Source organism: Heyndrickxia acidiproducens DSM 23148 (assembly GCF_000374345.1).
In the GTDB taxonomy this organism is placed as follows: domain Bacteria; phylum Bacillota; class Bacilli; order Bacillales; family Bacillaceae_C; genus Weizmannia; species Weizmannia acidiproducens.
On the sequence record NZ_KB893992.1, the window covers coordinates 1 to 25,093 of the forward strand.

General features: G+C 44.6%; 26 protein-coding genes and 2 rRNA genes. 23 read left to right on the forward strand and 5 right to left on the reverse strand.

The window, feature by feature from the left end; translation table 11 throughout:
* Both C232_RS0108015 and rrf read left to right on the forward strand, forming a co-directional pair.
* Window positions 1-262: ribosomal RNA gene (locus C232_RS0108015) — 23S ribosomal RNA — on the forward strand; the annotation flags it as partial.
* 78 nt (window positions 263-340) lie between these two features.
* Window positions 341-456 (forward strand): 5S ribosomal RNA (gene rrf / locus C232_RS0108020).
* Window positions 457-628: 172 nt separating this feature from the next.
* Here rrf and C232_RS0108030 read toward each other — a convergent pair.
* Genes C232_RS0108030 through C232_RS20245 form a run of 3 tightly spaced genes read right to left on the reverse strand, consistent with a single transcriptional unit; the run spans window position 629 to window position 2,500 of the window.
* The gene (locus tag C232_RS0108030) at window positions 629-1,258 is read right to left on the reverse strand and encodes a TetR/AcrR family transcriptional regulator (protein WP_018663131.1); all 630 of its coding nucleotides are present in this window, start codon (window positions 1,256-1,258) and stop codon (window positions 629-631) included.
* Window positions 1,227-2,204: an MFS transporter gene (locus C232_RS18495; protein ID WP_235801531.1), complete on the reverse strand. Its 978-nt coding sequence runs from the start codon at window positions 2,202-2,204 to the stop codon at window positions 1,227-1,229. The genes C232_RS0108030 and C232_RS18495 overlap by 32 nt, the downstream gene beginning before the upstream one ends.
* A gap of 32 nt (window positions 2,205-2,236) precedes the next feature.
* On the reverse strand, window positions 2,237-2,500 hold the full coding sequence (locus C232_RS20245) for an MFS transporter (RefSeq protein ID WP_235801532.1): 264 nt from the start codon (window positions 2,498-2,500) through the stop codon (window positions 2,237-2,239).
* 153 nt (window positions 2,501-2,653) lie between these two features.
* Between C232_RS20245 and C232_RS0108040 the strand changes: the two genes are divergently transcribed.
* The 14 genes from C232_RS0108040 (at window position 2,654) to C232_RS0108115 (ending at window position 18,213) form a co-directional block, all read left to right on the forward strand.
* The gene (locus C232_RS0108040) at window positions 2,654-3,310 is read left to right on the forward strand and encodes an MOSC domain-containing protein (RefSeq protein ID WP_018663134.1); all 657 of its coding nucleotides are present in this window, start codon (window positions 2,654-2,656) and stop codon (window positions 3,308-3,310) included.
* A 258-nt stretch (window positions 3,311-3,568) separates the two neighbouring features.
* Complete coding sequence (locus C232_RS0108050; protein ID WP_018663138.1) at window positions 3,569-4,468, forward strand: ABC transporter ATP-binding protein; 900 nt, start codon at window positions 3,569-3,571, stop codon at window positions 4,466-4,468.
* Window positions 4,465-5,268 (forward strand): ABC transporter permease subunit, encoded by an 804-nt coding sequence (locus C232_RS0108055; RefSeq protein ID WP_018663141.1) that lies wholly within the window; start codon window positions 4,465-4,467, stop codon window positions 5,266-5,268. The genes C232_RS0108050 and C232_RS0108055 overlap by 4 nt, the downstream gene beginning before the upstream one ends.
* A complete protein-coding gene (locus tag C232_RS0108060; protein WP_018663143.1) occupies window positions 5,269-5,886 on the forward strand; it encodes a TetR/AcrR family transcriptional regulator in 618 nt (205 codons plus the stop codon).
* Window positions 5,887-6,047: 161 nt separating this feature from the next.
* The gene (locus C232_RS0108065) at window positions 6,048-6,668 is read left to right on the forward strand and encodes a hypothetical protein (RefSeq protein WP_018663145.1); all 621 of its coding nucleotides are present in this window, start codon (window positions 6,048-6,050) and stop codon (window positions 6,666-6,668) included.
* 185 nt (window positions 6,669-6,853) lie between these two features.
* Window positions 6,854-7,939 (forward strand): NAD(P)H-dependent flavin oxidoreductase, encoded by a 1,086-nt coding sequence (locus C232_RS0108075; RefSeq protein WP_018663149.1) that lies wholly within the window; start codon window positions 6,854-6,856, stop codon window positions 7,937-7,939.
* Between the two features lie 41 nt (window positions 7,940-7,980).
* Complete coding sequence (locus C232_RS0108080; protein ID WP_018663151.1) at window positions 7,981-8,541, forward strand: GNAT family N-acetyltransferase; 561 nt, start codon at window positions 7,981-7,983, stop codon at window positions 8,539-8,541.
* A 48-nt stretch (window positions 8,542-8,589) separates the two neighbouring features.
* Window positions 8,590-9,966 (forward strand): dipeptidase, encoded by a 1,377-nt coding sequence (locus C232_RS0108085; RefSeq protein WP_018663153.1) that lies wholly within the window; start codon window positions 8,590-8,592, stop codon window positions 9,964-9,966.
* A gap of 189 nt (window positions 9,967-10,155) precedes the next feature.
* Complete coding sequence (locus C232_RS0108090; RefSeq protein ID WP_018663155.1) at window positions 10,156-11,148, forward strand: thiamine pyrophosphate-dependent dehydrogenase E1 component subunit alpha; 993 nt, start codon at window positions 10,156-10,158, stop codon at window positions 11,146-11,148.
* A gap of 45 nt (window positions 11,149-11,193) precedes the next feature.
* Window positions 11,194-12,222, forward strand: coding sequence for an alpha-ketoacid dehydrogenase subunit beta (locus C232_RS0108095; protein ID WP_018663157.1), 1,029 nt, complete (start codon window positions 11,194-11,196; stop codon window positions 12,220-12,222).
* A gap of 33 nt (window positions 12,223-12,255) precedes the next feature.
* The gene (locus tag C232_RS0108100) at window positions 12,256-13,470 is read left to right on the forward strand and encodes a dihydrolipoamide acetyltransferase family protein (RefSeq protein WP_018663159.1); all 1,215 of its coding nucleotides are present in this window, start codon (window positions 12,256-12,258) and stop codon (window positions 13,468-13,470) included.
* A 16-nt stretch (window positions 13,471-13,486) separates the two neighbouring features.
* Window positions 13,487-14,866, forward strand: a complete 1,380-nt coding sequence (gene lpdA, locus C232_RS0108105) for a dihydrolipoyl dehydrogenase (RefSeq protein WP_018663161.1) — start codon at window positions 13,487-13,489, stop codon at window positions 14,864-14,866.
* 245 nt (window positions 14,867-15,111) lie between these two features.
* Window positions 15,112-16,971 carry a sigma-54-dependent Fis family transcriptional regulator gene (locus C232_RS0108110; protein WP_018663163.1) on the forward strand — a complete coding sequence of 620 codons (1,860 nt, stop codon included), beginning with the start codon at window positions 15,112-15,114 and terminating at the stop codon, window positions 16,969-16,971.
* A gap of 195 nt (window positions 16,972-17,166) precedes the next feature.
* Window positions 17,167-18,213 (forward strand): mechanosensitive ion channel family protein, encoded by a 1,047-nt coding sequence (locus C232_RS0108115; protein WP_018663165.1) that lies wholly within the window; start codon window positions 17,167-17,169, stop codon window positions 18,211-18,213.
* 38 nt (window positions 18,214-18,251) lie between these two features.
* Here the strand turns inward: C232_RS0108115 and C232_RS0108120 are convergent, their stop codons facing one another.
* The gene (locus C232_RS0108120) at window positions 18,252-18,767 is read right to left on the reverse strand and encodes an O-acetyl-ADP-ribose deacetylase (protein ID WP_018663166.1); all 516 of its coding nucleotides are present in this window, start codon (window positions 18,765-18,767) and stop codon (window positions 18,252-18,254) included.
* Between the two features lie 224 nt (window positions 18,768-18,991).
* On the opposite strand from C232_RS0108120, the gene C232_RS0108125 reads away from it, so the two are divergent.
* Both C232_RS0108125 and C232_RS0108130 read left to right on the forward strand, forming a co-directional pair.
* Window positions 18,992-19,747, forward strand: a complete 756-nt coding sequence (locus C232_RS0108125; protein WP_018663168.1) for a 3-hydroxyacyl-CoA dehydrogenase — start codon at window positions 18,992-18,994, stop codon at window positions 19,745-19,747.
* A 524-nt stretch (window positions 19,748-20,271) separates the two neighbouring features.
* Entirely contained in the window at window positions 20,272-20,646 is a 375-nt protein-coding gene (locus C232_RS0108130) for a replication termination protein (protein ID WP_018663170.1), read from the forward strand.
* 45 nt (window positions 20,647-20,691) lie between these two features.
* Here C232_RS0108130 and C232_RS0108135 read toward each other — a convergent pair whose 3' ends face one another.
* Window positions 20,692-21,480 carry a Cof-type HAD-IIB family hydrolase gene (locus C232_RS0108135; protein WP_018663172.1) on the reverse strand — a complete coding sequence of 263 codons (789 nt, stop codon included), beginning with the start codon at window positions 21,478-21,480 and terminating at the stop codon, window positions 20,692-20,694.
* 159 nt (window positions 21,481-21,639) lie between these two features.
* Here C232_RS0108135 and C232_RS0108140 point away from each other — a divergent pair, with 159 nt between their 5' ends.
* The 5 genes from C232_RS0108140 (at window position 21,640) to C232_RS0108165 (ending at window position 24,960) form a co-directional block, all read left to right on the forward strand.
* Window positions 21,640-21,954 carry a DUF3219 family protein gene (locus tag C232_RS0108140; RefSeq protein WP_018663174.1) on the forward strand — a complete coding sequence of 105 codons (315 nt, stop codon included), beginning with the start codon at window positions 21,640-21,642 and terminating at the stop codon, window positions 21,952-21,954.
* 22 nt (window positions 21,955-21,976) lie between these two features.
* A complete protein-coding gene (locus tag C232_RS0108145) occupies window positions 21,977-22,537 on the forward strand; it encodes a DUF420 domain-containing protein (RefSeq protein WP_018663176.1) in 561 nt (186 codons plus the stop codon).
* Window positions 22,538-22,746: 209 nt separating this feature from the next.
* Window positions 22,747-23,130, forward strand: coding sequence for a hypothetical protein (locus C232_RS0108150; protein WP_018663179.1), 384 nt, complete (start codon window positions 22,747-22,749; stop codon window positions 23,128-23,130).
* Complete coding sequence (locus C232_RS0108155) at window positions 23,117-23,605, forward strand: hypothetical protein (RefSeq protein WP_018663181.1); 489 nt, start codon at window positions 23,117-23,119, stop codon at window positions 23,603-23,605. The genes C232_RS0108150 and C232_RS0108155 overlap by 14 nt, the downstream gene beginning before the upstream one ends.
* A gap of 371 nt (window positions 23,606-23,976) precedes the next feature.
* A complete protein-coding gene (locus C232_RS0108165) occupies window positions 23,977-24,960 on the forward strand; it encodes an L-lactate dehydrogenase (RefSeq protein ID WP_018663185.1) in 984 nt (327 codons plus the stop codon).
* Window positions 24,961-25,093 lie beyond the last annotated feature (133 nt).

A 25,093-nucleotide genomic window follows, 5' to 3' on the forward strand; every position in this document is an offset into this window, starting at 1 on the left:
TGAGAGGAGCTGTCCTTAGTACGAGAGGACCGGGATGGACGCACCGCTGGTGTACCAGTTGTCTTGCCAAAGGCATCGCTGGGTAGCTATGTGCGGAAGGGATAAGTGCTGAAAGCATCTAAGCATGAAGCCCCCCTCAAGATGAGATTTCCCCTAGTTTAACTAGTAAGATCCCTGAAAGATGATCAGGTTGATAGGTTCGAGGTGGAAGCGCGGCAACGCGTGCAGCTGACGAATACTAATCGGTCGAGGACTTGACCTAATTTTTGGCTGATTCAAGGTTTACTTGTTTTTCTCCTATCCAGTTTTGAAGGAATACATCCTTTACAACTCAATACGGTCCGGCAATAATGGCGAGAAGGCCACACCCGTTTCCATCCCGAACACGGAAGTTAAGCTTCTCAGCGCCGATGGTAGTTGGGGGTTTCCCCCTGCGAGAGTAGGACGTTGCCGGGCAAATGAAAAAGCCAGCTGTTTGATGCAGCTGGCTTTTTCATTTGTTTTTAAAATTACAAAAGTCTATTCAAAAAGCTGTTGCATCCTGTGCTGGGTGATTAAATGGAAATGATGAGATTTGATTCATAAATTTTAAAAAAAGGCGGGTCATAGTTATGGGAGGGAACCCGCTTTAGTTTAAGCGCCATTCAACTTCTTCACGAGGGCGCAAAGCCTGTTTCAAGTACAAGTTCAATGCTTCAAGCTGCCCGGCAACCGCTGCACTTTTCATCCCTTCAATGTGGGCCATTAAGATCAGGCCGTCCCATACATTGACCATAAAACGAACAATTGTTTCAAGCGGCTGGATCGGATCAAATTCACCGTGCTCTACACCTTTTTTAAGAAGCATAAGAAAATCTTCCATTGCAATTTTACCCCGCTTTTGAAAAAATTGCTTCCGGTCGGCGTTACGCCAACTGATCACGGAATATTCGTACATTACCATCCCGAAATTTCCGGTCACATCCTCTAAAACTTCACGCTGGTATGCCTGGATTGCATCCCAAATTTTCTCATGGCCGTTTATTAAATCATGGATATAAGCAAAAAATGATTGATCACTTTTCTTGATGACTGCACGCATGATTTCTTCTGTGTTTGAAAAATACTGATACAAATTCCCTCTGCTGATGCCGGCTTCCTTAACAATATCCTGCATCGTGACCGGCTCATATCCTTTGCGTTCAAAAACACGCTTTGCCGCATCCAATATATGATTTCTTCTTTGATTAAGATGTTCTTTCGATACCCTCGGTGACATCCGGATTCTTCCTTTCTATTTTTCTTATTGCAATCAAGGTGATCAATGCCAGCAGGCAGGATGCGCCGCCGGAAATTTGAAACGTAATCCCGACTCCGAGCCATTCAGACAAACCGCCGCCGGCTAAAATTCCTGTAAGAACAGCAAGTGTTGAGGCGCTGTTTATGGCACCGAAGACTCTGCCGGTATGCGTTTCCGGCGTTTTTTTCTGGACCATTACATCAAACGGGATGATGGCCATCGTGAAAGAAAAGCCCATCAGGAAAAAGATGCATGGGAAAACGATTTTTATAATACCGGTTGGCCAGCCGGTGCCAATGCTCACGGCAATAAAACCTGCGCCCAGTATTGCAGGGCTGAATATTAGTGCCGTTAATTTTTCTCCTATTTTGATCTTTGTAAAAATAGCAGAAGCCGCCAGCATGCCGATCCCGCTTGCAGCAATGCACCAGCCTGCAAAGTTAATCGTTGCATGTTTGATTTCCTTTAATAATATCATGACCTGAGAATCGGAAATTTGCAATGCAAGCATCATTGAACATAAAACAATCAGGCCGATTTTCAGGACTGGAAAGCGCATAATATAGCGGAGTCCTTCTGTAATAGAAGGACTTTCTGAACTTCCGGTTTCTGCCCTTGCTTCTAATTTTGGAACTTTTATGCCCGTTAACAAAAGGGCGGAGTGCAGAAAGGAAAGGACATCAAGATAGAAGGCGCCTTTAATCCCGATAAAGCTTATAAGTGCACCGCCAGCTGCCGGTCCAATGATTTTTGCACTGTTATTGATCATCTCACTGGTGCTGACTGCGGCCTGGATTTGATTTTCGGTTATGATTTGGCGCAAAACCCCGCTTTTAGCAGGGTAAAAAATTGCCGAAAATGTGCCTAGAAGCAGCAGGAACAAGTAAACTTGCCATAGCGAAGCAGCAAAAGCAATCCCCAGCACACACCCGCTTCGGACCAAATCGGCAGCAATTATCAGTACTTTTCGACTGTATCGGCAGCAATTATCAGTACTTTTCGACTGTATCGGTCAGCGATGATTCCGGCTGGTGAGCCAAGTAGGATGGAAGGCAGTACCATGCAGAGGGTGATGCCGGACATGGCGAGCGGACCTGCATCCCATTTGAAGGCGGTAAGTGCAAAAAGTGCTAAAATATGGAGCCAGTCTCCGAAATTGGAAATCGTTTGTGCACTAAGTAAAAGCAGCAACGGGTGGTTTTTGGAAAGCAGCGTAAACATATATTGTTCTCCTCCTTTAAATGACGCATGTGTCGTTTTATTTATTATAACGACAAACGTGTCATTTTACAAATATTTTTTCAAGGATTTACTAGCCGAATCCATATTGTGGTAAAATTTAGACAAACCAGTTTGAATGAAGGAGTGGGCAGGATGGCAAGTGGTGTTGTTGTTTCGCTGAATATTGGAAAACCAAAGGAACTTCCTTATAAGCAGAAAGTGGTACAGAGCGGCATTTTTAAAACACCGCAGGAAGGGCCGGTTTTTTTAGCAAAAGAAAATTTTGATGGGGACGGGCAAGCGGATCTCGTCCATCACGGTGGGGAAGATAAAGCAGTTTGTGTCTATGTTTCCGATCATTTTCCGGAATGGGGAAAGAAATTTAACCGTACTTTTGAGCCTGGGGCTTTTGGTGAAAATATCACGCTTGCAGGACTTACGGAAGCAGATATCCATATCGGCGATGTTTTTCAGATGGGGGACGCGGTTGTACAGGTATCCCAGCCGCGCCAGCCTTGCTTCAAAATTGCCGCCAGATATGGATTGGACAGTTTTCCGGCTGACATCATGGAAACCGGCTGGTCCGGTTTTTATATGCGTGTCCTGAAAGAAGGCTATGTCCGGAAAAGAGACCGGCTTATCCTCCTGGAAAAAGGGGAAAAACAGCTGTCCATCCTTCATGTTAATAAAGTGAGATATCATGACAAAACGAATGTTGCCGCGATAGAAGAAATTTTAAGCGTCGAAGCACTGGCCGAAGCCTGGCGGAAACCGTTCCGGAAATTATTGCTGCAGGAAGGAAATGGATAAAAGAAAGGATTAGGATCTTGAAGGCAGAAAATAAATTGATACACACCGATCATGCCATTCGCTACACGTATATAAAAACAGGATCTGATCAAGTGCCTGTCATATCAGCGAACCAAACCTTAAAACATACAGGTGGGGTATCGGCTTTTAACAAAAATAATTCCTATCTTTATCTTTTTATATTGACCAGGTGGTCGGTACGTGTTATATTGACACTGATCGACCACCTGGTCAATTTACAAAGAAAGGGTGTTGAAAATGCCCGTGATTGAATTAGATCATGTCAGCAAATCCTTTGGTAAGTTTATAGCGGTGAAGGATTTGTCATTGCAGGTTGAAAAGGGAGCGTTTTTTGGTTTTATCGGACCGAATGGGGCGGGAAAATCCACTACGATTCATATGCTGCTCGATTTCATCAAGCGCGACGGCGGCAGCATCAGACTGCTTGGGATGGAGATGCCTTCCGCTAATGTGGAAGTAAAAAAAAGAATTGGTTATGTACCGGGTGATGTCCGCTTCTACCCGCAACTCCGTGTGGAAGACATCATCCAGTGCAGTCTTGATTTTCATGGCCTGAAAGAAAACCAAACAGAAACTGCTGGATTATGCGAGATATTTCAGGTAGACCGCAGGAAAAAGTTTGGAGATCTTTCACTCGGCAATAAGAAAAAAGTGGCGATTGTCTGTGCGCTGCTCCACAATCCGGAATTGCTGATCCTGGACGAACCGACAAACGGGCTTGATCCACTGATGCACGCAAGACTTTTCCGATTGCTGAAAGAAAAACAGGGCCAGGGTGCCACTGTCTTTTTATCGAGCCATAATCTGAAAGAAGTAGAGGATTACTGCTCAAAAGCGGCTTTTATTAAAGATGGACGCCTGATCGGTGTGGAGGATTTGACGAAAGTAAATAAAAAATTTAAAGTCATTATCTTAAAAGGGCCGTCACTGCCGGTTGATCGAATGGCTGCGATCGGGGCCAAATGTATATTTGAAAAAGAAGGTGAAGCCCGTTTTCTTTATGAAAAAGATCTGGCAAAGTTGTTTTCTGTTTTGTCGGAAATGACACATGAGTTTGAAGATGTGGCCATTACAAACCGGGACCTTGAAGAACAGTTTATGTCAATGTATGAAAATCAGGAGGGGAACAGGCTATGACCTTATTTAAATTGGAATGCAAAACCAATTTTAAAAGTTCGCTCATTTGGATGGTTGTTGTTGCGGTTTTAACATTCGGGCTGATGTCTTTGTTTCCGTCTATGAAAGATACGATGAAATCTTTTGATATGAGCATCATGCCAAAAAAGATGTTTGAGGCATTTAATATTTCCGATTTGGCGTCACTGTCGACGGTAGAAGGATTTTACGGGTATTATTTTCAATATATTATGATTGCAACCGGGATATTTGCGGCGATGTCAGGGGCAGGTGCGTTAGCGAAAGAAGAAGGGGACGGGACAATTGCTTATCTGTATGCGCAGCCGGTATCGCGTTCCTCTATTGTTGCTTCGAAAATGTTTGCCGGCGTTGTGCTTTACAGTTTATACTGGGTCATTACAGTTGCTGTGTCTTATTTCATCTGCCTGTTTTTTCAAGGCACAGGAAACCAGGCAGCCGGTTTACTAACGAATTTTGCGTGTTTTTTGGTGGCCGGATGGGTTATGGGGCTGACTTTTCTTAGTGCCGGTTTTCTGATTTCGTCACTGTTATCTTCAAGTAAGCCTGTCACATCTTTGTCACTGGGCATTGTATTTTTAAGCTATATTCTTGGGGTGGTTGGAAAACTGCAAACGGATTTCAAAACGCTTCTCTATTTTTCGCCATTAGAAGCAGCCCTTCCAAGCAATGTATTCAAAAACGGCATCGAAGGGAATTATATGGTGACAGATATCACAGTGATCGTGGTCTGCGTCCTATCGACGTTTTGGATTTATAATCGGAAGGATTTGAAAGCATAGATGCCTGAATCGAAGGAGCAAGCGATTTTAGAGGCGGCCATCCATGAATTTGCGGCAAAAGGATATGAACAAGCATCTACGAATCAAATTGCAAAGCAGGCAGAAACATCCAAAGGGCTGGTATTCCACTATTTTGAGTCAAAAGAAAAGCTGTATGACGCATGTATTCGGTATGCCATCCATTTTACAATGAAGGAACTTGATTATGAAAACTGGCCGCGCACAAACCGGATGATTGACGACTTGAAGGATTATTGCAAGCGGGAACTGTTGTTTTTGAAAAAATATCCGGATATTTATCCATTGCTGGCAAGGGCAATCGCCAATCCGCCTGATAAGCTCGCGGGCAAGATGGGTGAATTGTTCGGGCGCATGACCGCATTGAGCCAGCAGTATTTTGCAGATATGATTGACAGACTGAATTTAAAAGAAGATGTAGACCGCAGTGTCCTTCAGGCAGTTGTCCAGTCGCATTTGGAATATTATAATAACCGCGTCATGGGTTATTTAAAACTTCATCCGGATGCCATGTTCGAGGAAATGATGCCGTTTTTCGAGCAGTTGATTGAAATGCTCAAACTTAGCTTGCAAGGATTGTTGAAAGATGATGGGAAATAAGTTAGCATCCTCATGCCAAAGATGCTGACATGTGTTGTCAAACATACCATTGAATGATTACCAAAACGGGATTATATGAAGCCCATTCTTTTTTTCTTTACCATTCTGAGCCGGCTGGGACATACTGTAGGATAGAATATGTAAATAAAGGATGAGACATGATGCTGGATACCCAATTAAAAAAATATATGAAGGAATTTAGTAAAAAGCAAGGAAGCAAAACTGTAATTTTATTATGTAAACAAGAACTCGACTATACCAACCGCCATCCAGCTTTTTTCAAGGATGAAAGAGAAAGTCTAAAACTGATTGAAGCGGACAACAGTACCCGCTTTGCCAATGCTTATATTGAGCGGGCCGATAAACAAACCGATGAGACGCTGGCAGTGGAATCCCCGGAATTTTTACAGCAGCCGCTTACCTATTTGAAAAAACATAAGCGGGAATATCTTTATACAGCTTCCGATTGGTATGACGTAATTGGTATTGATGGAATTTCCCTGGAACTGGATGATGTGTTTGGTCATTATAACTGTATGCTTGGGCTGAAGCTGCAGAAAAAATACGGTCCTGAAATTCAGGCTGCCCTTGATAGCCTGCTGGCAGGGGAGGGGTCCGGGCAGTTGATGTTCGAAGGCAATGAAGGCATTTGGGACGTAAACTTTGCCTTGAATCAGGTTCCCGGCTACCACGAAGATATGGTTTTATTGGAAGCTTTTATTTTGGTTTATGAAATTTTGTTTGCTTTGATGGAAAAACTCGAGCAGAGCATGCAACAATAATTTTTTTGACGCTTACACCGCGCCATCCTTAATTGGAGGCTTCAGGGGGTCTGATGCTTGCGGAGAGGAAAAACAAAAAAAGAGCAGGAGCTTGTGGACAACGGCTTCTGTTTTTGTATTGAAGAAAGTAATACAAATCTATATACTGTGAATAAAGAATATTTTTAAAAAAAGGGGGGCTTATCATGTGGAACCAAACAAAGGCGGCAAGGCGGTTATCGGTCCAATATCCGGTTATCCAGGCCGGCATGGCGGGCGGGGTTACAACGCCTGAACTTGTATCAGCCGTATCCAATGCAGGCGGCTTGGGCATGATTGGAGCAGGCTACATGGGGAAAAATGAATTAGAAACAGCAATCCGGGCGGTACAGGCGCAAACTGAAAAGCCTTTTGGCGTTAACTTATTTGTGCCTGAAACCCCGCAGGCAACGGACGCAGAACTGGAAAAAGCAAATGAGCTGCTAAACCCGGTTCGTGAAAAACTGGGCCTGAAAAAGAAAAATATAAAGCCTGCAGCTTCTGATCCCGTTTTTTATGAACAAATTGCACTGATTGAACGATACAAAGTGCCGGTGTGCAGTTTTACTTTCGGAATTCCGCCGCAATCTGTCATTGAACAGTTGAAAAGTCGGGGGATTTTGCTGATTGGAACCGCCACAACGGTAAAGGAAGCGCTTTTAAATGAAGAAGCGGGAATGGATTTGGTTGTGGCGCAAGGGAGTGAAGCAGGCGGGCACCGCGGCAGTTTTGCCGGAGACTTTGAGCACGCGATGATTGGACTGATGGCACTTGTGCCGCAAATGGCGGATGCTGTTCAAATTCCTGTCATTGCAGCAGGCGGTATCATGGACGGCCGCGGGATTCTTGCTTCGCTTGTTTTAGGTGCCGGAGCAGTTCAAATGGGGTCAGCCTTTTTAACAACCGTGGAAAGTGGTGCCAATCGTTTGCATAAGCAGGCGGTATTGTCAGCTGCTGAGGATCAGGTGGTGGTTACATCATCATTCAGCGGGAAACCGGCACGCGGGATTGAAAATGACTTTATCATAGAGATGAGAAAGCATGAACAAGCACTTCCAGCGTATCCGATTCAAAACAAGCTCACACAGGAAATCCGCAAAGCGGCAGGGCAGCAAGAAAATCCGGGTTATCTTGCCATGTGGAGCGGCCAGAATCCGCGGCTGAGCCGGGACCTTTCTGCAGGTGAACTCATCCGGGAGCTGGCCGGGCAGGTAGAGCAGTTGATGGGTAGTCATTCAGATATGGTTTTATAGGGCAACTTATAAAAATTGAATGAGTGTATGGGAGGATTGTGATGTTTACTTATCAAATTGACAGTGATGTATGTTTAAAATGTCCGGCATTAAAGGATGCAGAAGAATTGTTTAGGCTGACAGACCAATCACGGCGGTACCTGCGTGAATGGCTGCCATGGGTTGACGGGACGGCTGGAGCTGGTGATTCGGCAAAATTTATCCAATCCTGTTTGGCGGACTATGCTGAAAATAAAGGAATGACAGCCTTTCTTATTTTTAAAGGCAAGATTGCCGGTTCGATCAGTTACAACCGCATTGACTGGGCTAATAAAACTGCCCATATCGGCTATTGGCTCGGCGAAAAATTCCAGGGCCGCGGGATCATGACAAAGGCAGCGGCAGCTTTTACTGCATTTGCCTTTCAAGATTTACAATTAAACCGTGTCGAAATCCGTGCGGCAACCGGAAACGTTAAAAGCAGGGCTATACCGGAAAGATTGGGCTTTACCAATGAAGGAACTATCAGGCAGGCGGAATGGCTGTACGACCATTTTGTTGACCATGTCGTTTACGGTATGCTGGCTTCGGAGTGGAAAACAGGTATGAAAATGGATAATTAGTAAAATTTGCCTTACAATAAAAGAGATATAGTTGAAGGAGGCAATGTGATGGCACAATCTTATGAGCAGTATCTGCAGGATCACCGCGAACAGCATTTACAGGAATTGTTTGATTTTCTAAAGATTCCAAGTATCAGTTCATTATCCGTACATAAGGAAGATGTAAAAAAAGCCGCGGCATGGCTTCAAACCGCTCTCGGAAAAGCCGGGCTTGAGCATACAGAGGTAATGGGAACGAAAGGCAATCCGGTTGTATACGGAGACTGGCTGCATGCAGACGGGAAACCGACCGTCCTGATTTACGGGCATTATGATGTACAGCCGGTCGATCCGCTGCCATTATGGGAAAGTGAACCTTTCAAACCGGAAATCCGTGACGGAAAAATTTTTGCGCGCGGCGTCAGTGATGATAAAGGCCAGGTTTTTATGCATGTTAAAGCAATTGAGGCGCTTATGCAAACAGCAGGAACAATCCCGGTTAATGTGAAAGTATTATTCGAAGGCGAAGAAGAAGTCGGCAGCCCAAGCCTGCCATCTTTCGTAGAAGAACATAAGAAAATGCTTTCGGCAGATCTGATTGTGATATCTGACTCCGGCATGCCTGAAAAAGGGAAACCGGCGATCAGCTACGGGCTCCGCGGATTATGCGGTTTGCAAATTAATGTGAAAGGTGCTGCCGGTGATTTGCACTCGGGTGAGTATGGCGGCGGCGTAAGAAATGCTGCACAAGCGCTTGTTGAATTGCTGGCATCGTTCCATGACCATGACGGCCGGATTACGGTTGATGGCTTTTACGACAAAGTGGTGCCAGCCACCAATGAAGAAAAACAGGCTTTTGCCGCACTTCGTGAAAATGAAGATAAAATCCGCAAGCAGCTCGGCGTTCCCGAACTTTTCGGTGAAAAAGGGTATTCCTATGCGGAACGGACATCTATCCGGCCGACACTTGAGATCAATGGCTTAAACAGCGGTTTTACAGGTGAAGGTTTAAAAACGGTGCTCCCTTCCGAAGCGTTCGCCAAAATTACTTGCCGTCTTGTCCCGGATCAGGATCCATATGAAATTCTGGAATTGCTTAAAAAACATATAAAAGAACATGCCCCTAAAGGTGTGGCGATTACGCTTACTGAATTTGACAAAGGGTATCCGTATGTTACCCCGCTTGATAATCCTGTTATCCAGGCGGCAGGCAGGGCATTCGAAAAAGTTTACAAGGTGCCGGTTACCTATAAACGGGAAGGCGGCTCGATTCCAATTGTCGCATCCTTTGAACAAATTTTAAAACTGCCGGTTGTCTTAATGGGCTTTGCGCTGCCGACAGAGAACGCCCACGCGCCAAATGAGCATTTTGAACTTGAAAACTTTGAAAAGGGCCTTGAAACGATTTGTGCATACTGGCATGAGCTGGAGAATTTAAAAAAATGATCATCGCATGCTTTTGAGAAAAAAGGGAGACAAAACGAGACAAAGCGAGACAAAATGAGATTGCGGTCTCAATTTGTCTCGTTTTCTTTTTCACGGAATTAAAAAACGCCGGAATGACAACGCTGTCAAATTGGCATGGTACTTGCATTATGAATGTTGGAAGAAATGAAAACAAGGAGGATGGAATGAATGGAAACTTTGAGTAGCAATGCATTGCAGCTGAGCAAAGAAAAAGCGCAGTGGATGATACAAAAAATGTTCGAAATCCGGAAATTTGAAGACAAAGTTCATGAAATATTTGCACGCGGGATTTTACCGGGATTTGTCCATTTATACGCAGGGGAAGAAGCAGTTGCAGTTGGTGTTTGCGCCCATCTCGGGGATGCCGACATGATTACAAGTACACACCGCGGCCATGGGCATTGTATTGCGAAAGGCTGTGATATAAAAGGGATGATGGCCGAAATCTATGGAAAAGCAACCGGCCTGTGCAAAGGTAAGGGCGGATCCATGCATATCGCCGATCTGGATAAAGGCATGCTTGGGGCAAACGGCATTGTCGGCGGGGGATTTCCGCTTGCTTGCGGGGCAGCGCTGACGGCAAAGTATAAGAAGACCCGAAATGTAAGCGTTTGCTTCTTCGGGGACGGCGCCAATAACCACGGTACTTTCCATGAAGGCATTAATCTTGCGGCTGTCTGGAAACTGCCTGTCGTATTTGTCGCCGAAAATAACGGGTACGGGGAAGCAACACCTTTCTCTTATGCTTCCAGCTGTAAAACAATCGCGGACAGGGCCATTGCCTACAATATCCCGGGTGTGAGGGTTGACGGAAAAGATACTCTTGCGGTTTATCAAGCAGCGCAAGAAGCAATTGAAAGAGCGCGGAATGGCGAAGGCCCGACATTGATCGAATGCGTGACTTACCGCAACTACGGGCATTTTGAGGGCGATGCGCAAAAATATAAAGAAGAAAAAGAAAAAGCAGAACAGCTGAACGAAAAAGATGCGATTGAGCAATTCAGGCAATATTTGGTTGAACAAGGCTTGATGAGTAAAAGCGAAATTGACAGCCTTGAACAACAGGTGGACAACGAAATCGCGGAAAGTGTGAAATTTAGTGAAGAAAGCCCTTATCCTGATTCAGCTGAATTATTAAAAGATGTGTATGTCACATATTAACGGATCCTGTTCAACCAAAATTCAAATTAAAGGAGGAGTCATATAATGGGAAGGCAGATCAGCATGTCCCAAGCAATTAATGAAGCAATGAAACTGGCGATGAGAAAAGACGAGAATGTCATATTAATGGGGGAGGATGTTGCCGGCGGTGCAGAGGTTGACCATCTTCAGGACGAGGAAGCATGGGGCGGCGTACTCGGCGTCACAAAAGGGCTTGTAAAAGAATTCAGACGTGAACGGATCCTCGATACGCCGATCACAGAAGCCGGCTATATGGGGGCAGCGATGGCAGCCGCCTCGACCGGGCTGCGGCCAATTGCAGAATTGATGTTCAACGATTTTATCGGCAGCTGCTTGGACGAAGTCTTGAATCAGGGTGCAAAATTCCGCTATATGTTCGGCGGGAAGGCACAGGTGCCGGTTACTGTCAGAACGACGTATGGTGCCGGATTCAGAGCTGCAGCCCAGCACTCGCAAAGCTTATATGCACTTTTTACGGCAATCCCGGGATTAAAAGTTGTCATACCATCCACGCCGTACGACGCAAAAGGGCTACTGCTTTCAGCCATTGAAGACAACGACCCTGTGTTCTTTTTTGAGGATAAAACGCTGTACAATATGAAAGGCGAAGTACCAGAAGACTATTATACAATTCCGCTCGGCAAAGCAGATGTAAAACGGGAAGGCAGCGATTTGACGATTGTCGCAATCGGCAAACAAGTGCAAACGGCCTTGCAGGCAGCGGAAACCCTCAGCAAAAAAGGCATTCAAGTTGAGGTTGTCGACCCGCGCAGCTTGTCACCGCTTGATGAGGGCGCGATCCTTGATTCCGTCGCGAAAACAAACAGGCTCATTATCATTGACGAAGCCAACCCGCGGTGCAATGTTGCAACAGATATTGCGGCACTTGTTGCAGATCAGGGCTTTGACCTTTTGGATGCACCGATTAAACGGATTACGGCACCGCATACGCCTGTCCCGTTTTCTCCGCCACTGGAAGATATTTACTTGCCAAACCCTGAAAAAGTAATCCAAGTCGTGTCCGAACTATTAGGCGAGCCGATCGCATTGTAAATCAAATAAATAGAAACGGAAGGAGTGGATATGATGCCGGTTGAAGTCGTTATGCCAAAACTTGGAATGGCCATGAAAGAAGGAACCGTTTCACAATGGAATAAGACAGAAGGGGATCCTGTTAAAAAAGGGGATCCAATTGCCAATATTAATTCGGAAAAAATTGAGATGGAAATCGAATCACCAGCTGACGGGAGAGTACTGAAAATCAGCGTGTCTGAAGGTGAAGGTGTGCCGCCGGGAACCGTGATCTGTTACATCGGGGACGAAAATGAAAAAGTGCCAGCCAATCAAACCCCTGTAAAGGAACCAGAAAAAACGGAACAAAAGGATGAAACAAGTGCTGCGCAGCCAGCCGAAATTACAAAAACACCTTTGAGGCAGGAAAAAGAACGAATCAAAATTTCGCCTGTCGCCCGTAAAATGGCGGCAGCAGCCAATTTAAACATTGCTGATCTAAAAGGAACCGGCCCTGGAGGCAGAATTACAAAAGAAGATGTACAGCGGGAACTGAAAGCCAATAAAGAAAGAACAGCTGCAAAACAGCCAGCTTTGGAACAGCCGAAACGCATACCTGTAGCGGGAATGAGAAAAGTGATCGCGGACCGCATGCAAAACAGTTTGCAAAGCACGGCACAACTGACGATTACAATGAAAGCGGATGTTACGGAGCTTGTCGCCTTGCAAAAACAGGCGAAAGAAACGGTCGTAAAACGTTATGGCAATAAACTGACGATAACGGACTTTATCGCGCGGGCGGTTGTGCTTGCTTTAAAACAGCATCCGAATATGAACAGCGCCTATATTGAGGATGAAATCCGCACGTATCCACAAGTCCATCTCGGGATAGCAGTGGCTTTGGAAAAAGGGCTTGTCGTACCTGTGATCCGTAATGCAGACAGCAAACAGCTGATTGAATTGTCCAAGGAAATCAAAGCGAAAGCGAAAGCAGCACGCGAAAACAATCTTTCGGGCGATGAAATGCAAGGCTCGACCTTCACGATATCAAGCCTCGGGGCAAGCGGCGTTGAATTCTTTACGCCGATTTTAAACCCGCCGGAAGCAGGAATTTTAGGTGTCGGCGTGGTGACAGATGAGGCGGTATTTGTTGGAGAAACAATTGAAAAAAGAAGCCGGCTGCCGCTCAGCCTGACGTTCGATCACCGCGTCCTGGACGGCGCACCTGCAGCAGCCTTTCTGCAAACGGTGAAGCAGTATCTGGAAGAGCCCATTACCATGCTTTTATAGAAAGGAGGGAATGAGATTGTCAACAATTGGAATCATTGGCGGCGGCCCGGCCGGGTATGTGGCAGCCATCACAGCAGCACAGCAAGGCGGGCATGTGATCTTAATTGAACAAGGGCCGCTTGGCGGAACATGTTTAAATGTCGGCTGTATGCCAACAAAAACCCTGCTCGAAAGCGCCGGCCGGTTTCATGCCATAAAGCATGCGAAAAATTTCGGTATCCGTCTAAACGGCGGGGAACCTTGCATCGACTGGCCAGCAGTGCTTGAAAGAAAAAATGCCATTGTAGCCACTTTGGTGCAAGGCATCCAATACTTAATGAAGAAAAATAAAATAACGGTGGTAAAAGGAAAAGCCTCGTTTCAATCGGCACGGTCGGTTTTGGTTGAAACGCAGGACGGCGTTCAGGAGGTAGCGGCAGACCATTTTATTATTGCGGCGGGTTCAGAGCCGTCCGCTTTGCCGTTTGCCCCGTTTGACGGCAAATGGATCATTGACAGCACGCAGGCGATGTCGCTTCCTGAAATCCCGGAATCACTTTTGATTGTCGGCGGCGGTGTTATCGGCTGTGAATTTGCAAGTATCTACAGCCGGATCGGGACGAAAGTAGTAATTGCCGAAATGGCCGGCCAAATCCTCCCGGGTGAGGACCCGGATATTGCCGCGGTTTTACAACAGCAATTGGAGCAGGATGGCGTTACCATCTATACGTCTGCTGCTGTAAAAGCGCTTGAAGCGGAAACAAAAACGGCAGTTTTGGAACAAAACAGTACAAAAATCGAAGTGCAGGCCGATTTCGCGCTGGTTTCGATTGGCAGAAAACCGAAAATAACAGGGCTGGGGCTTGAAAATGCCGGAGTGGATTATTCAAGATCCGGCATCCTTGTGAATGAAAGAATGCAAACGAGCCATCCAAGCATATACGCATGCGGAGATGTGATTGGCGGCATTCAGCTTGCACATGTTGCTTTTCATGAAGGGAAAGTTGCAGCACGCAATGCGGCCGGGATCACTACCGACGTCAATTACCATGCTGTTCCCCGCTGTATCTACAGTTTTCCTGAAATTGCAGGTGTCGGGTTGACTGAAAAACAGGCAAGAGAAAAATATGGAGAGATTCAAACCGGCGAGTTCCCATTTTCGGCGAATGGTAAAGCCATGATTACGGGGGAACCAACCGGAAAAGTCAAAGTCATCATTGAACCGCAATACCAGGAAATTGTTGGGCTGTCGATTGTCGGCCCGCATGCAACGGAGCTGATCGGGCAAGGGGCATTGATGCTTCATACGGAAATGACCGCAGATATATTCGAACATTATATCGCTGCACACCCAACCGTATCAGAAGCGATTCATGAAGCGCTATTGAGTGCATCCGGCCACGCCGTACACGCTTAAATAATTGGAACACAAGGCCGCCGCTTTAATCCATCAGGTGAAGCGGAGGCCTGTTAATTATAAGCGGATGAACTTAACACCATACATAAGATTTTTAAATTTAACAATTGGATATATATTGAAAACGCTTAACCAGGTGATTATAATATAAATATAGGAAAAACGGTCCCATAGCTTCCATTCAACATGAATTTCATAATCGATGGTCAAATGTTTTTACCGTTAGATTCGAGGTGAATGGGAAGATGGCAATCTGTTATTTAAATACTTGGAAGCGTTTTGTAAAGGAAGGAACATTGGACTCGTCCAGATTAAATAAAAGAATTGCAGAATCCTGGTATCGCTGCAAACAGCATAATGTAAACCCCTATTTAAGAAAAGGCCCATACATTTTACCGCGGGAAACACTAAAAAAGCGGCAGGAACAAAATACCTTATTCATGCACGCGACAGCTCTGCATTTAAAAAATCTGGAGGAAATGATCCATGATTTAGGGATGATGGCGCTTCTAGTTGACGCAAACGGTTATGTATTGTCCGTTTCAGGCAAACAGAAGATCCTCGATGAGGCAAAAGCCATCAATTTTACTGAAGGGGTTTGCTGGACAGAAAAAATGGTTGGGACCAATGCGATCGGGACTGCCTTACAAACGGGAGAGCCTGTCATGGTGAACGGCACGGAACATTTCACGGTTGCTTCCCATCAATGGAGCTGTGCAGCTTCCCCGATTTTCGATGCTCAGAAGAACTTGCTGGGTGTGATTGATTTAACCTGCCCGCTTGAAACAGCCCACCCTTTTATGCTTGGCATGGTTTCTTCACTGGCCCATACGATTGAACAGGAAATCATTGATCAGTCCAACCGCAATAAAATCTCACTCATTCGCCAGGCAATTGAACTGGCCGACCAGTATAGCGGGCAGCCCTTTATCGTAGTCGACCAAAACGATACAGTGGTAGCGGCGAGTAAACCTATCCGCGAAAGGTTTCCGTCTTATTTTGGCAAGCCGGCTGAAGAAATTTTGTACCCGCAGTTTTTCATCGCCAAACAGTCGCAAGTGTTTTCAGCCGGCCATGAAAAAATTGGCACTTGCATGTTGCTCTTGCCACAGCCTTTAAAACAGCCGTTGAAAAGCCCTGTCCCTGTGCAGAAGGAGCCTTTTCTTTTCAGGGGTGAAGCGGGGACCAGCCGTGTTTTTCAGGAAACCTTGGAAAGAGTTAAACTTGTAGCTGCCACCAATACAACATGTTTCATTTCCGGCGAAACCGGGACCGGAAAAGAACTCATTGCAAAAGCCATCCACGAAAACAGCTGCCGGAAAGACGGGCCGTTTATTGCCGTCAACTGCGGGGCGATTCCAAAAGATTTATTGGAAAGCGAGTTATTTGGATACGCAGAAGGCGCGTTTACAGGGGCAAAACGGCAGGGCTATAAAGGGAAATTTGAGCAGGCGGATGGCGGGACGCTGTTTCTGGATGAAATTGGGGAATTGTCTTTTTCTGCGCAAACCGCTTTATTACGCGTGCTGCAGGAAAGAAAAGTGACTCCGGTCGGCGCCTCCAGGGAGATCCCTGTTGATATCCGCTTTATCACAGCTACCCATCGCGATTTATTGCAGCTGATTGAAGAAGGAAGTTTCAGGCAGGATTTATATTACAGGCTTTTTGTATATCCGATTCATGTGCCTTCTTTACGGGAAAGGAAAGAGGATATTCCGGCGCTTGTCGCGTATATTTGCAGGCATTATAACTGGCAGCTTGATCTTGATCAAACAGCCATGCAGATCCTTGCGGGCTACAGCTGGCCGGGCAATATCCGGGAATTGCTGAATGTGCTTGAAAATTTGCATATTACGATCCAGGCAAGAACAACGGACATTGAAGACTTTTTAGGTACGCTCCTATCCCGCGGGATCCATGCAGCAGGTGAAACACCGGCTGAACAGCCTCCGGAAGCGCTGGTGCTGAATATGCGGGAAAAAATTCAGCGTGACATGATGATCGAAGCGTTAAAACACGCAAAAGGGAATGCGGCAGCTGCAGCTAAATTGCTTGATATCCCGCGCAGCACTTTTTATAAAAAACTAAAAAAATACGGCCTGTAAAATTTGCGAGAGCGGTGTGCATAAGTGTCTCCTTTATCTTAAACCATTCGGGATGTAAAGAAGCATGGCCAAAAATGTAAGGATATGGAACCCGTTATTTTAATGCCTGTAAAAAGTTTACGAACCGAAAATAGGTTTACTGCGCTGCTTCAGGGTATAGAACCATTAGAACTTTTACTGAAGCAGGTGATAAATATGTTAGAAACACTTTGGCAGGATATCACAACCGTACATATCCTTCACTTTTTACTGAAAGCGGGATTGCTGCTGATCTTGGGGTGGCTCGTTAAATGGTCTGTAAAGCTGCTTGCAAAACGGAAACGCCGGCTGAAAAAAACGTTTCTGCCCGTGGTAGTCTCAATTACCAACTGGGCTTGTTTTTACGGCGTCATTTTATTTTTCTTGTTCGATTTCTCAAATAACAAATGGCTCTTTTATCCGCTATATACAAAAGGCGGGCTTGATGTGACGGCTTTTTTGCTGATCATCGTTATAATGATTGTCACATTGGCGCACAGGCTTGTAAAGCTGCTGACAAAATACGTGCTTTCAACCGTCTATGCCCACTATCACGTAGACCGCGGTTTAGGTTATACATTTAATCGTATTATCTATTATACTGTCATGATTGTGGCTGTCTGCATTAGCTTCACAAGTGTCGGGATAGACCTATCTGCACTTGGCACGATCCTGGGCGTGGTCGGGATCGGGCTGGGCTTTGGGATGCGAAATATCGCCGCTAATTTTGTATCCGGTATGATCATTCTGTTCGAGCGCCCGATTGAAGTCGGGGAAGTCGTACAGATTAACGATGAAACTGGCAGGGTTCAAAAAATCAACCTGCGTTCTACAACGGTAACAATTGATAAAAAAGGAAAGCTGACTGTTCCCAACCAATATTTCATTGAACAAGTGATTATGAACCGGACAATGGCACAACCTGCAGCACAAATTACAGTGCGTGTCAGTGCTGAAATGGACACCAAAAAAGTGGAAAAGGTATTAAACGAAGCGTTTGAAATCGTAAAGAATCAGTTAGAAGGCCTGCTGCCGGGCACTTCTGCGGCAGTCCGCCTGATTGATATCCAGCATCAGGGCTTTGGCTTCCTGATTGAGATACCGCTCGAAAACGGCAGCGATAAAGCGCAGTGGGAAAACGATATGCGCCACGCCGTCATCAAATTGTTCCGCAAAAATAATATTGAGCTGGCCGATGCACCGGTATATTTGCAACAGCCTTGAACAGTATCACTAAAGAACACGGGCCAGAAAAGGCAGAATTAGGAGCGAAAAGCTAATTCTGCTTTTTCATAGGCCTGTTTTGTCTTTTCATCGAAGCAAACCATTAAAACTTCCTGGACATGTTCCGATGTTTCAAGGAAAGAATGGATGATCCGTACTGCAATCGGAGCAGCCTGATCAAGCGGGAAATGGTAAACACCTGTACTGATCGATGGTAAGGCGACAACGCGGCAGGCACGGGATTCAGCGAGAGCCAAACTGTTCAGGTAGCTGTTTTGCAAAAGCCTGGCTTCATGATGATTCCCGCCCTGCCAAATCGGACCGGGCGTATGAATGACATATTTTGCCGGCAGCCTGTACCCCAATGTGATTTTGGCCTCGCCGGTCGCACAGCCGTTCAATGTTCTGCACGCTTCCAATAGTTCAGGTCCTGCGGCACGATGGATGGCGCCATCGACCCCGCCGCCACCAAGCAAGGTTGTATTTGCAGCATTTACAATTGCATCTGCAGCAATCGTTGTAATATCGCCAAGTATGATTTTAAAAGTTTTCATCAGCCAGCCCTCCTGTACTTTCTCTTGTAGATCATTTTACCACAATTTTCCCTTATTCTTTTAAAAGCCGCTTTTAAAGAAAAACCGGTTGTACTTAAAAAATCATGTTGACAGTTTCTCTATGAAGCAGATAGAATTTTAACCAACAGGATGGCTTAGATGTAAAAACCAGCCATACAATAATGTTTTCATCAATGAGTATGTTAAAAAAAGGGGATGGACTGATGAAAATTCAAAATCGTACTGCGGTTGTAACCGGAGGCGCTTCGGGACTGGGGGAAGCAACCGTAAAAAGGATTGCTGCAAACGGCGGCCAGGCTGTTATTGTGGATCTGCAGGAAGAAAAGGGGAAGAAGCTGGCAGCAGAACTTGGCGAACAGGTTCGGTTTATTCCGGCAAATGTCACAGATGAAGAAAGTGTAAGGGCTGCTTTGAAACAAATTGAAAACGTTAACATTCTGGTGAACTGCGCCGGGATTGGGGAAGCGAAAAAGACATTTGGAAGGAATGGTGTCCATGATTTGGCTTCTTTCAAAAAAGTCATTGAAGTGAACTTAATCGGGGCGTTTAATATGATCAGGCTTGCCGCTGAAAAAATGGCCAAAAATGAACCGAATGAGGCAGGTGAAAGAGGTGTGGTGATTAACACGGCTTCTGTCGCCGCATTTGAAGGGCAGATTGGCCAGGCTGCTTACAGTGCATCTAAAGGCGGCATTGTCGGGATGACACTTCCGATTGCAAGAGATTTGGCAGGTTTTGGCATCCGAGTCGTCACGATTGCACCGGGCTTGTTTGAAACCCCGCTTTTTGCTGCACTGCCGGAAAATGCAAAAACATCACTTGGAAAAATGACGCCGTTTCCCCCAAGGCTGGGGCTGCCCGATGAGTATGCCCAATTGGTTCAAAGCATTGTCGAAAATCCGATGCTGAACGGGGAAACGATCCGGCTTGATGGCGCAATCCGCATGCAGCCAAAATAAATGCGTCGGAGATCAAATGCATAGGAAAGCTGTTTAAAAAGAAAAATTACCGCAACTCTCTGCAAAGGTTTTTATGGTTAAAAAAGTGAATGGCTTCCAGATGTCCTAAGAAATATCGAGCTGGAGGGTGTGTATTGAAAAATCCCCAAGAATGAGCAAACAATTTTGCCGGCATCGTCCGGCTTTTTTTGTTTTTAGAAGAGAGAGAGGATGAAAGAAAAAATAAAAAATAATCATATTATGTCAACTTATTAAAAAATAAACCGTCAGTAATTTCGAACTTTTTTAATTGTACTATGTGCTAAAAACACAACCAAAAAAATAAGAACGTAGTGCCTTAACAAAAAACAAGGACAACTGAGGATATTTGATCTATTTGTAATAACAACACACTGTGCTAATAACACATTAATAAAAACCAATAAAAACTCAATTAAATAAACAAATGTTTGCCCCATAGAGCGTACTTAATTGTTGTGTGCACTTCACACACTGCACTATAATAAAGAAAAAAGGTGATTGCAGTGGAAGCGAAGAGAACCAGGGAGAGTACAGGTTTTTTAATTAAACAGCGGGCATTTTTAAAATTATATATCATCACAAATATTGAAAACGGGCGCTGGTACGGCCTCCAATTGCTGGATGAATTAAAGAAGGAGTTTAAGCCGCTTGGATTCGAGCCGCAGCATTCTGAAATTTACCGGGCATTGCATGAACTGGAAGACGATGAGGAAATATTAACGAAAATCAAAGTGAAACAGGACGGGGCCAAACGAAAAGAAATCGTCGTCTATAAAATAAAGGATAGTGAAAAAGCAAAGGCGTATAAAAAACTTGTTAAAGCCGATTTGGAACGGTGCGAACAGCTCCTGAAAAAAGCGATCCGCGATAATTTTTAAAAAAAGGCCGGGACCCTTTAAGCTTAAAGGGTCCCGGCCTTTTTGCTATTCAACAATACCAAGCGTTTTTAAACCGTTGTAAATGCCGGATTCAGTCACTTTTGTCGTTCGATGCTTTGCAAAAGAGAACAGCTTCGGATTGCTGTTGCCCATTGCAAAGCTCTCGCCAACCGCTTTCAGCATTTCTTTATCATTTATTCCGTCACCAAATGCGATCGCTTCTTCTTTCGGTATGCCCAGCTTTTTCAATATTTTTGATACCGCAATCCCTTTATTAACCGTATCACGGATAACATCATAGCTGTGCCGCAAACCATCCACATTCACCTGGGATAAATGCAAGCCTGGATATGTTTCATATAGTGAATCCTCGCCGCCATGGACGTTTACGAGCGTGATGCCTAATATCTTTCCGGTTACTTCACTGGTATACAACTTGTTCTTGTGAAAATGAAGTTTTTTTAGAAACTGGTTTAAAGCCGGTGAATCAAATGTAGTAAGATAATTATGCCGACTTGTAAACAGGATCGCTTCATGGCCGTGTTGTTTTGCGATTTTCGTAAAATTTTCAACCAACGTACGGTCCATCGGCATTTTAAACAGGTCTTCATCGCCGCTGACAGCATAAGCGCCGTTATAACCGATCATCGAAGTAACATGAAGTTCATCGGCAATAGGGGAGATTTCATGAAGTGGTCTTCCGGTAGCCAGGAAGACATGGATGCCCTTTTCCTGCGCCTGTACAACGGCTTGCTTCGTAGACTCTTCAATTTGATCATCCGGTGTGATAATCGTTCCGTCAATATCCAAAAATAATGCTTTATATTCTGGCAATGGTCTCTCTCCAATATGTATATTTTTTCATTATATACTTTAACATAAAAAAACAGGTTTGAAAATTGGAGAAAATAAAGACTTTGTGTTTGTTTGCGCCTGTTCTTTCATGCTATGATAAAGTTGATACTGTATTCAGTTGAAAGAAGGGATATCGAATTGGCAATGAAAGTCATCTTAAATGATACGCTCATCCAGACATTTGAATATGAACAGGAACAAATTCAAAACCAAAATGGACAGGTTCTTTGGAAGATCCGTTTTGCCTTTAAGGTCAAAAGCGAGGAGTACCATGATATTGCCACGCTTTTGTATAAGAAGATCTTTGATGTCACAGTTCCTGAAAATGGGCTGGCATTCAGGGGGGCAATCCAAAATTATTCGACATCACTTACCAATTTGTATCAGAAAGGCCAGGTTGCAGACTACCGGCTCGAACTGATGGAAATCGAACCAACGAAAAAAGAAAACTAACAGATAATGGAGTGCTTGTGATATGGAAAAAGGAAACTATCAACCGTACCAGCAAAAAAGCAATAAAAATTTTACCGCGTTGATCATTACCGTTTCGCTGGTGGCCAATATTGTGATTTTGCTGCTGTTTTTTACCAATATCGGCTATAAAGGAAAAGTAGATTTTGATATTAATCTTTTGCCAAGAATCAATGCAGTATTTAATAGTTTTACCTTTATTTTTCTGGTCTGCGCGCTGATCGCCATTAAAAGGAAAAATATAAATGTGCACAGAGGTTTTGTGCTGGCTGCTTTTGCGTCTACCTTTCTATTTTTAATTACGTATTTAACTTTCCACTACATATCTCCGGAAGCGGCAAGATACGGCGGGCACGGCGCCATCCGGACCCTTTACTTTTTTATTCTGATCACTCACAGTTTCCTTGCGGCGGTCATCGTCCCGCTCGCTTTATTTGCACTCGTGTGGGGATGGACGATGCAGGTGGAAAAGCATAAAAAAATTGTTCGCTGGGCAATGCCGATCTGGCTGTATGTCAGCATTACAGGTGTAATCGTCTATTTGATGATGGCGCCGTATTATTGATTGCTTTTAACTTTGTATAACAGGCTTAAAGGGAGAATGGGCGAAAAGTCATCAGCCAGCTATATTTTGGTTGTTGACTTTTTAATATTTTGTTGATTTGTGTCATGCATTTTTTGGTATTTTAACATAAATTTAATCGAAAAATAGGGAAACTGCATGTATAATAGAGTCTTGAGCGATTAATTTTACAGAAGGAGGAATTTATTTTGATGGGATGGACAATCGCCGTTTTATTTGCAGTATCTGCTGTTTTGTTCATCATTTCAATGGCAAAAGCCCGCAACCAGGCAATATCCGAGCAGAAGGAAATTGAGATGCTCCACTTGTCATTGATGGATGAAATCAATCGAGTGAAAGAGGATATCCGGAATGTCAAGCTTGATTTGGAAATTGCAGAAAAAGAAGCAGGCGTTCAGCTTTCTGCACAAGATAAACTGTACAGGCGTGAAATACTTGATTTATATAAACGTGATTATTCCATTGATAGTATTGCCGCGAAGAAGCAGGCATCTGTAAGCGAAATTCAGGAATTGCTGGCACCGTTTATAGCAGCGAAAAATGAAAGGAGCAAGGTTGCCCATGGGAATAAATAAGTTGAGCAGCTTTGCGGCCGGCATTTTGGTTGCGTCAGCTATTACCGGTGCGGTTTATTTATCAAGTTCAAGTGAAACCCCAAGCAAAGCAACCGAAAAATCAGCCCAAACAACTGCAAAAACGCAGCTTACCAAAAAAGAGATGAAAGATCGGCTCGCAAACGCCGGTTACGTTGTTCAAACAAAAGCAGAATATGACAAAAACCTCACAAATGCCAGGGCGAAAACACAAAAAGGAGACGCCTCCAATTCAAAAGAAAAAACGGTGAACCGGGTTGTGTTTAAAGTATCAGACGGGATGACAAGTATCGATGTCGGACGTCTGCTGGAGAAAGCCAAAATTGTTGACGATGCTTTTAAATTTTCAAAAGATGTTGAGCAAAAAGGAATTGAAAATAATTTACGCCCCGGTACTTATGTAGTTGACAGCAATATGTCCTATGAAAAAGTGATTTCAACAATTTTTAAAGATTAATCCTCTATTCCGCTTTGCAATCATAAGGCACTGTATCATGCGGTGCCTTATTTGTATATATCTTGCCTCGTAAACCCTGGAATCATGCCGTCCAGTTCGGAACATTGGCGGTTGTGCTGGTAAGAAATAACGAAGCGGTCTGGACCATTGGATTAGGAAAAGATTTCCATGTAGATCCAAATGCTGCGGTAAAGCCGAAGGGACAGATCTATTTGTACAAGGCTTCTATGAACCAAAATCACCCGCTTACACTTCAGTATGCCGGGCAGGATCAGAATATATTAGAATAGTATTTTTTTACACAATCTGACTATTTTTAGAAATCATATAGTTTAAAATATGGTAAAATAAAAAGACAAGGAGGAATGAATATGAAAAAGAATAAATTAGTTGTCATCGGTGTCGGCCATGTTGGTTCATGTGTACTGGCAGATGCTATGAAATTAGGATTGTTTTCGGAAATTGCAGTTATCGATAAAGATGAAGACGTTGCTTTTGGCGAAGCGCTCGACCAGCAACACGCAACAGCACTTACATATATGACGAATGTGACTGTCAAAGCAGGAGACTATTCAGAATGTGCGGATGCAGATGTAATCATCTGCGCGGCCGGCCCAAGCGTTATTAAATCGGAAGAAGAAGAAATGCCTGACCGGGCACTTTTGGCGACTACAAACGCATCCGTCACACGTGAAGTGATGGCAGGGATCACCAAGTATACAAAAGAAGCCGTTGTCATTTTTATTACCAATCCACTCGATACGGTTGTTTATATTGCGGAAAACGAATTCGGCTATCCAAAAGGCCGTGTATTCGGAACGGGAACAATGCTGGACTCCGCCCGCCTGCGCCAAATTGTTGCTGCAAACTATGATATTGATCCAAAAAGCGTTACCGGTTATATGATGGGCGAACACGGATTTACTGCATTTCCGGTCTTCAGCCGTTTGAATGTCCAGGAATTTGGCGAAAAAGAACTCGACAAAGTTTTTGAAGGCAAAGAGCCGCTCGATAGGGAAGTCTTCAGAGAAAAAGTTGTAAAAACGGCTTTTGATGTATTTAACGGAAAAGGCTGGACGAATGCCGGCGTTGCCCAGGCTGCTGTTACTCTGGCCAAGGCTGTTATGCTTGATGAGAGGACTGTTTATCCGGTCTGCACAACGTTGCGCGGCCAGTACGGTTATAATGGCGATGTCGCCCTCAGCTTGCCTAGCGTCATCGGCCGGAACGGTGTGGAAAAGCAGCTGGAAATCGAATTAGACGAACAGGAAACCAACTGGCTCCACGAATCGGTAAAGTATATTCAGGAAACCATGAAGCAGGCGAAAACCGGCAAGGAATTTGTTAAGGCTTGACAAGACTCAAAAGAAAACCGCTGCTTTTTCATGTGCAGCGGATTTCTTTAATGTAAGGTATCCTGTTTGGGTGGACGCACAGCTGAGAAAGTTTGAAAAAGATTTGATTTGACGAAAAGAACTTGAAGAAGTG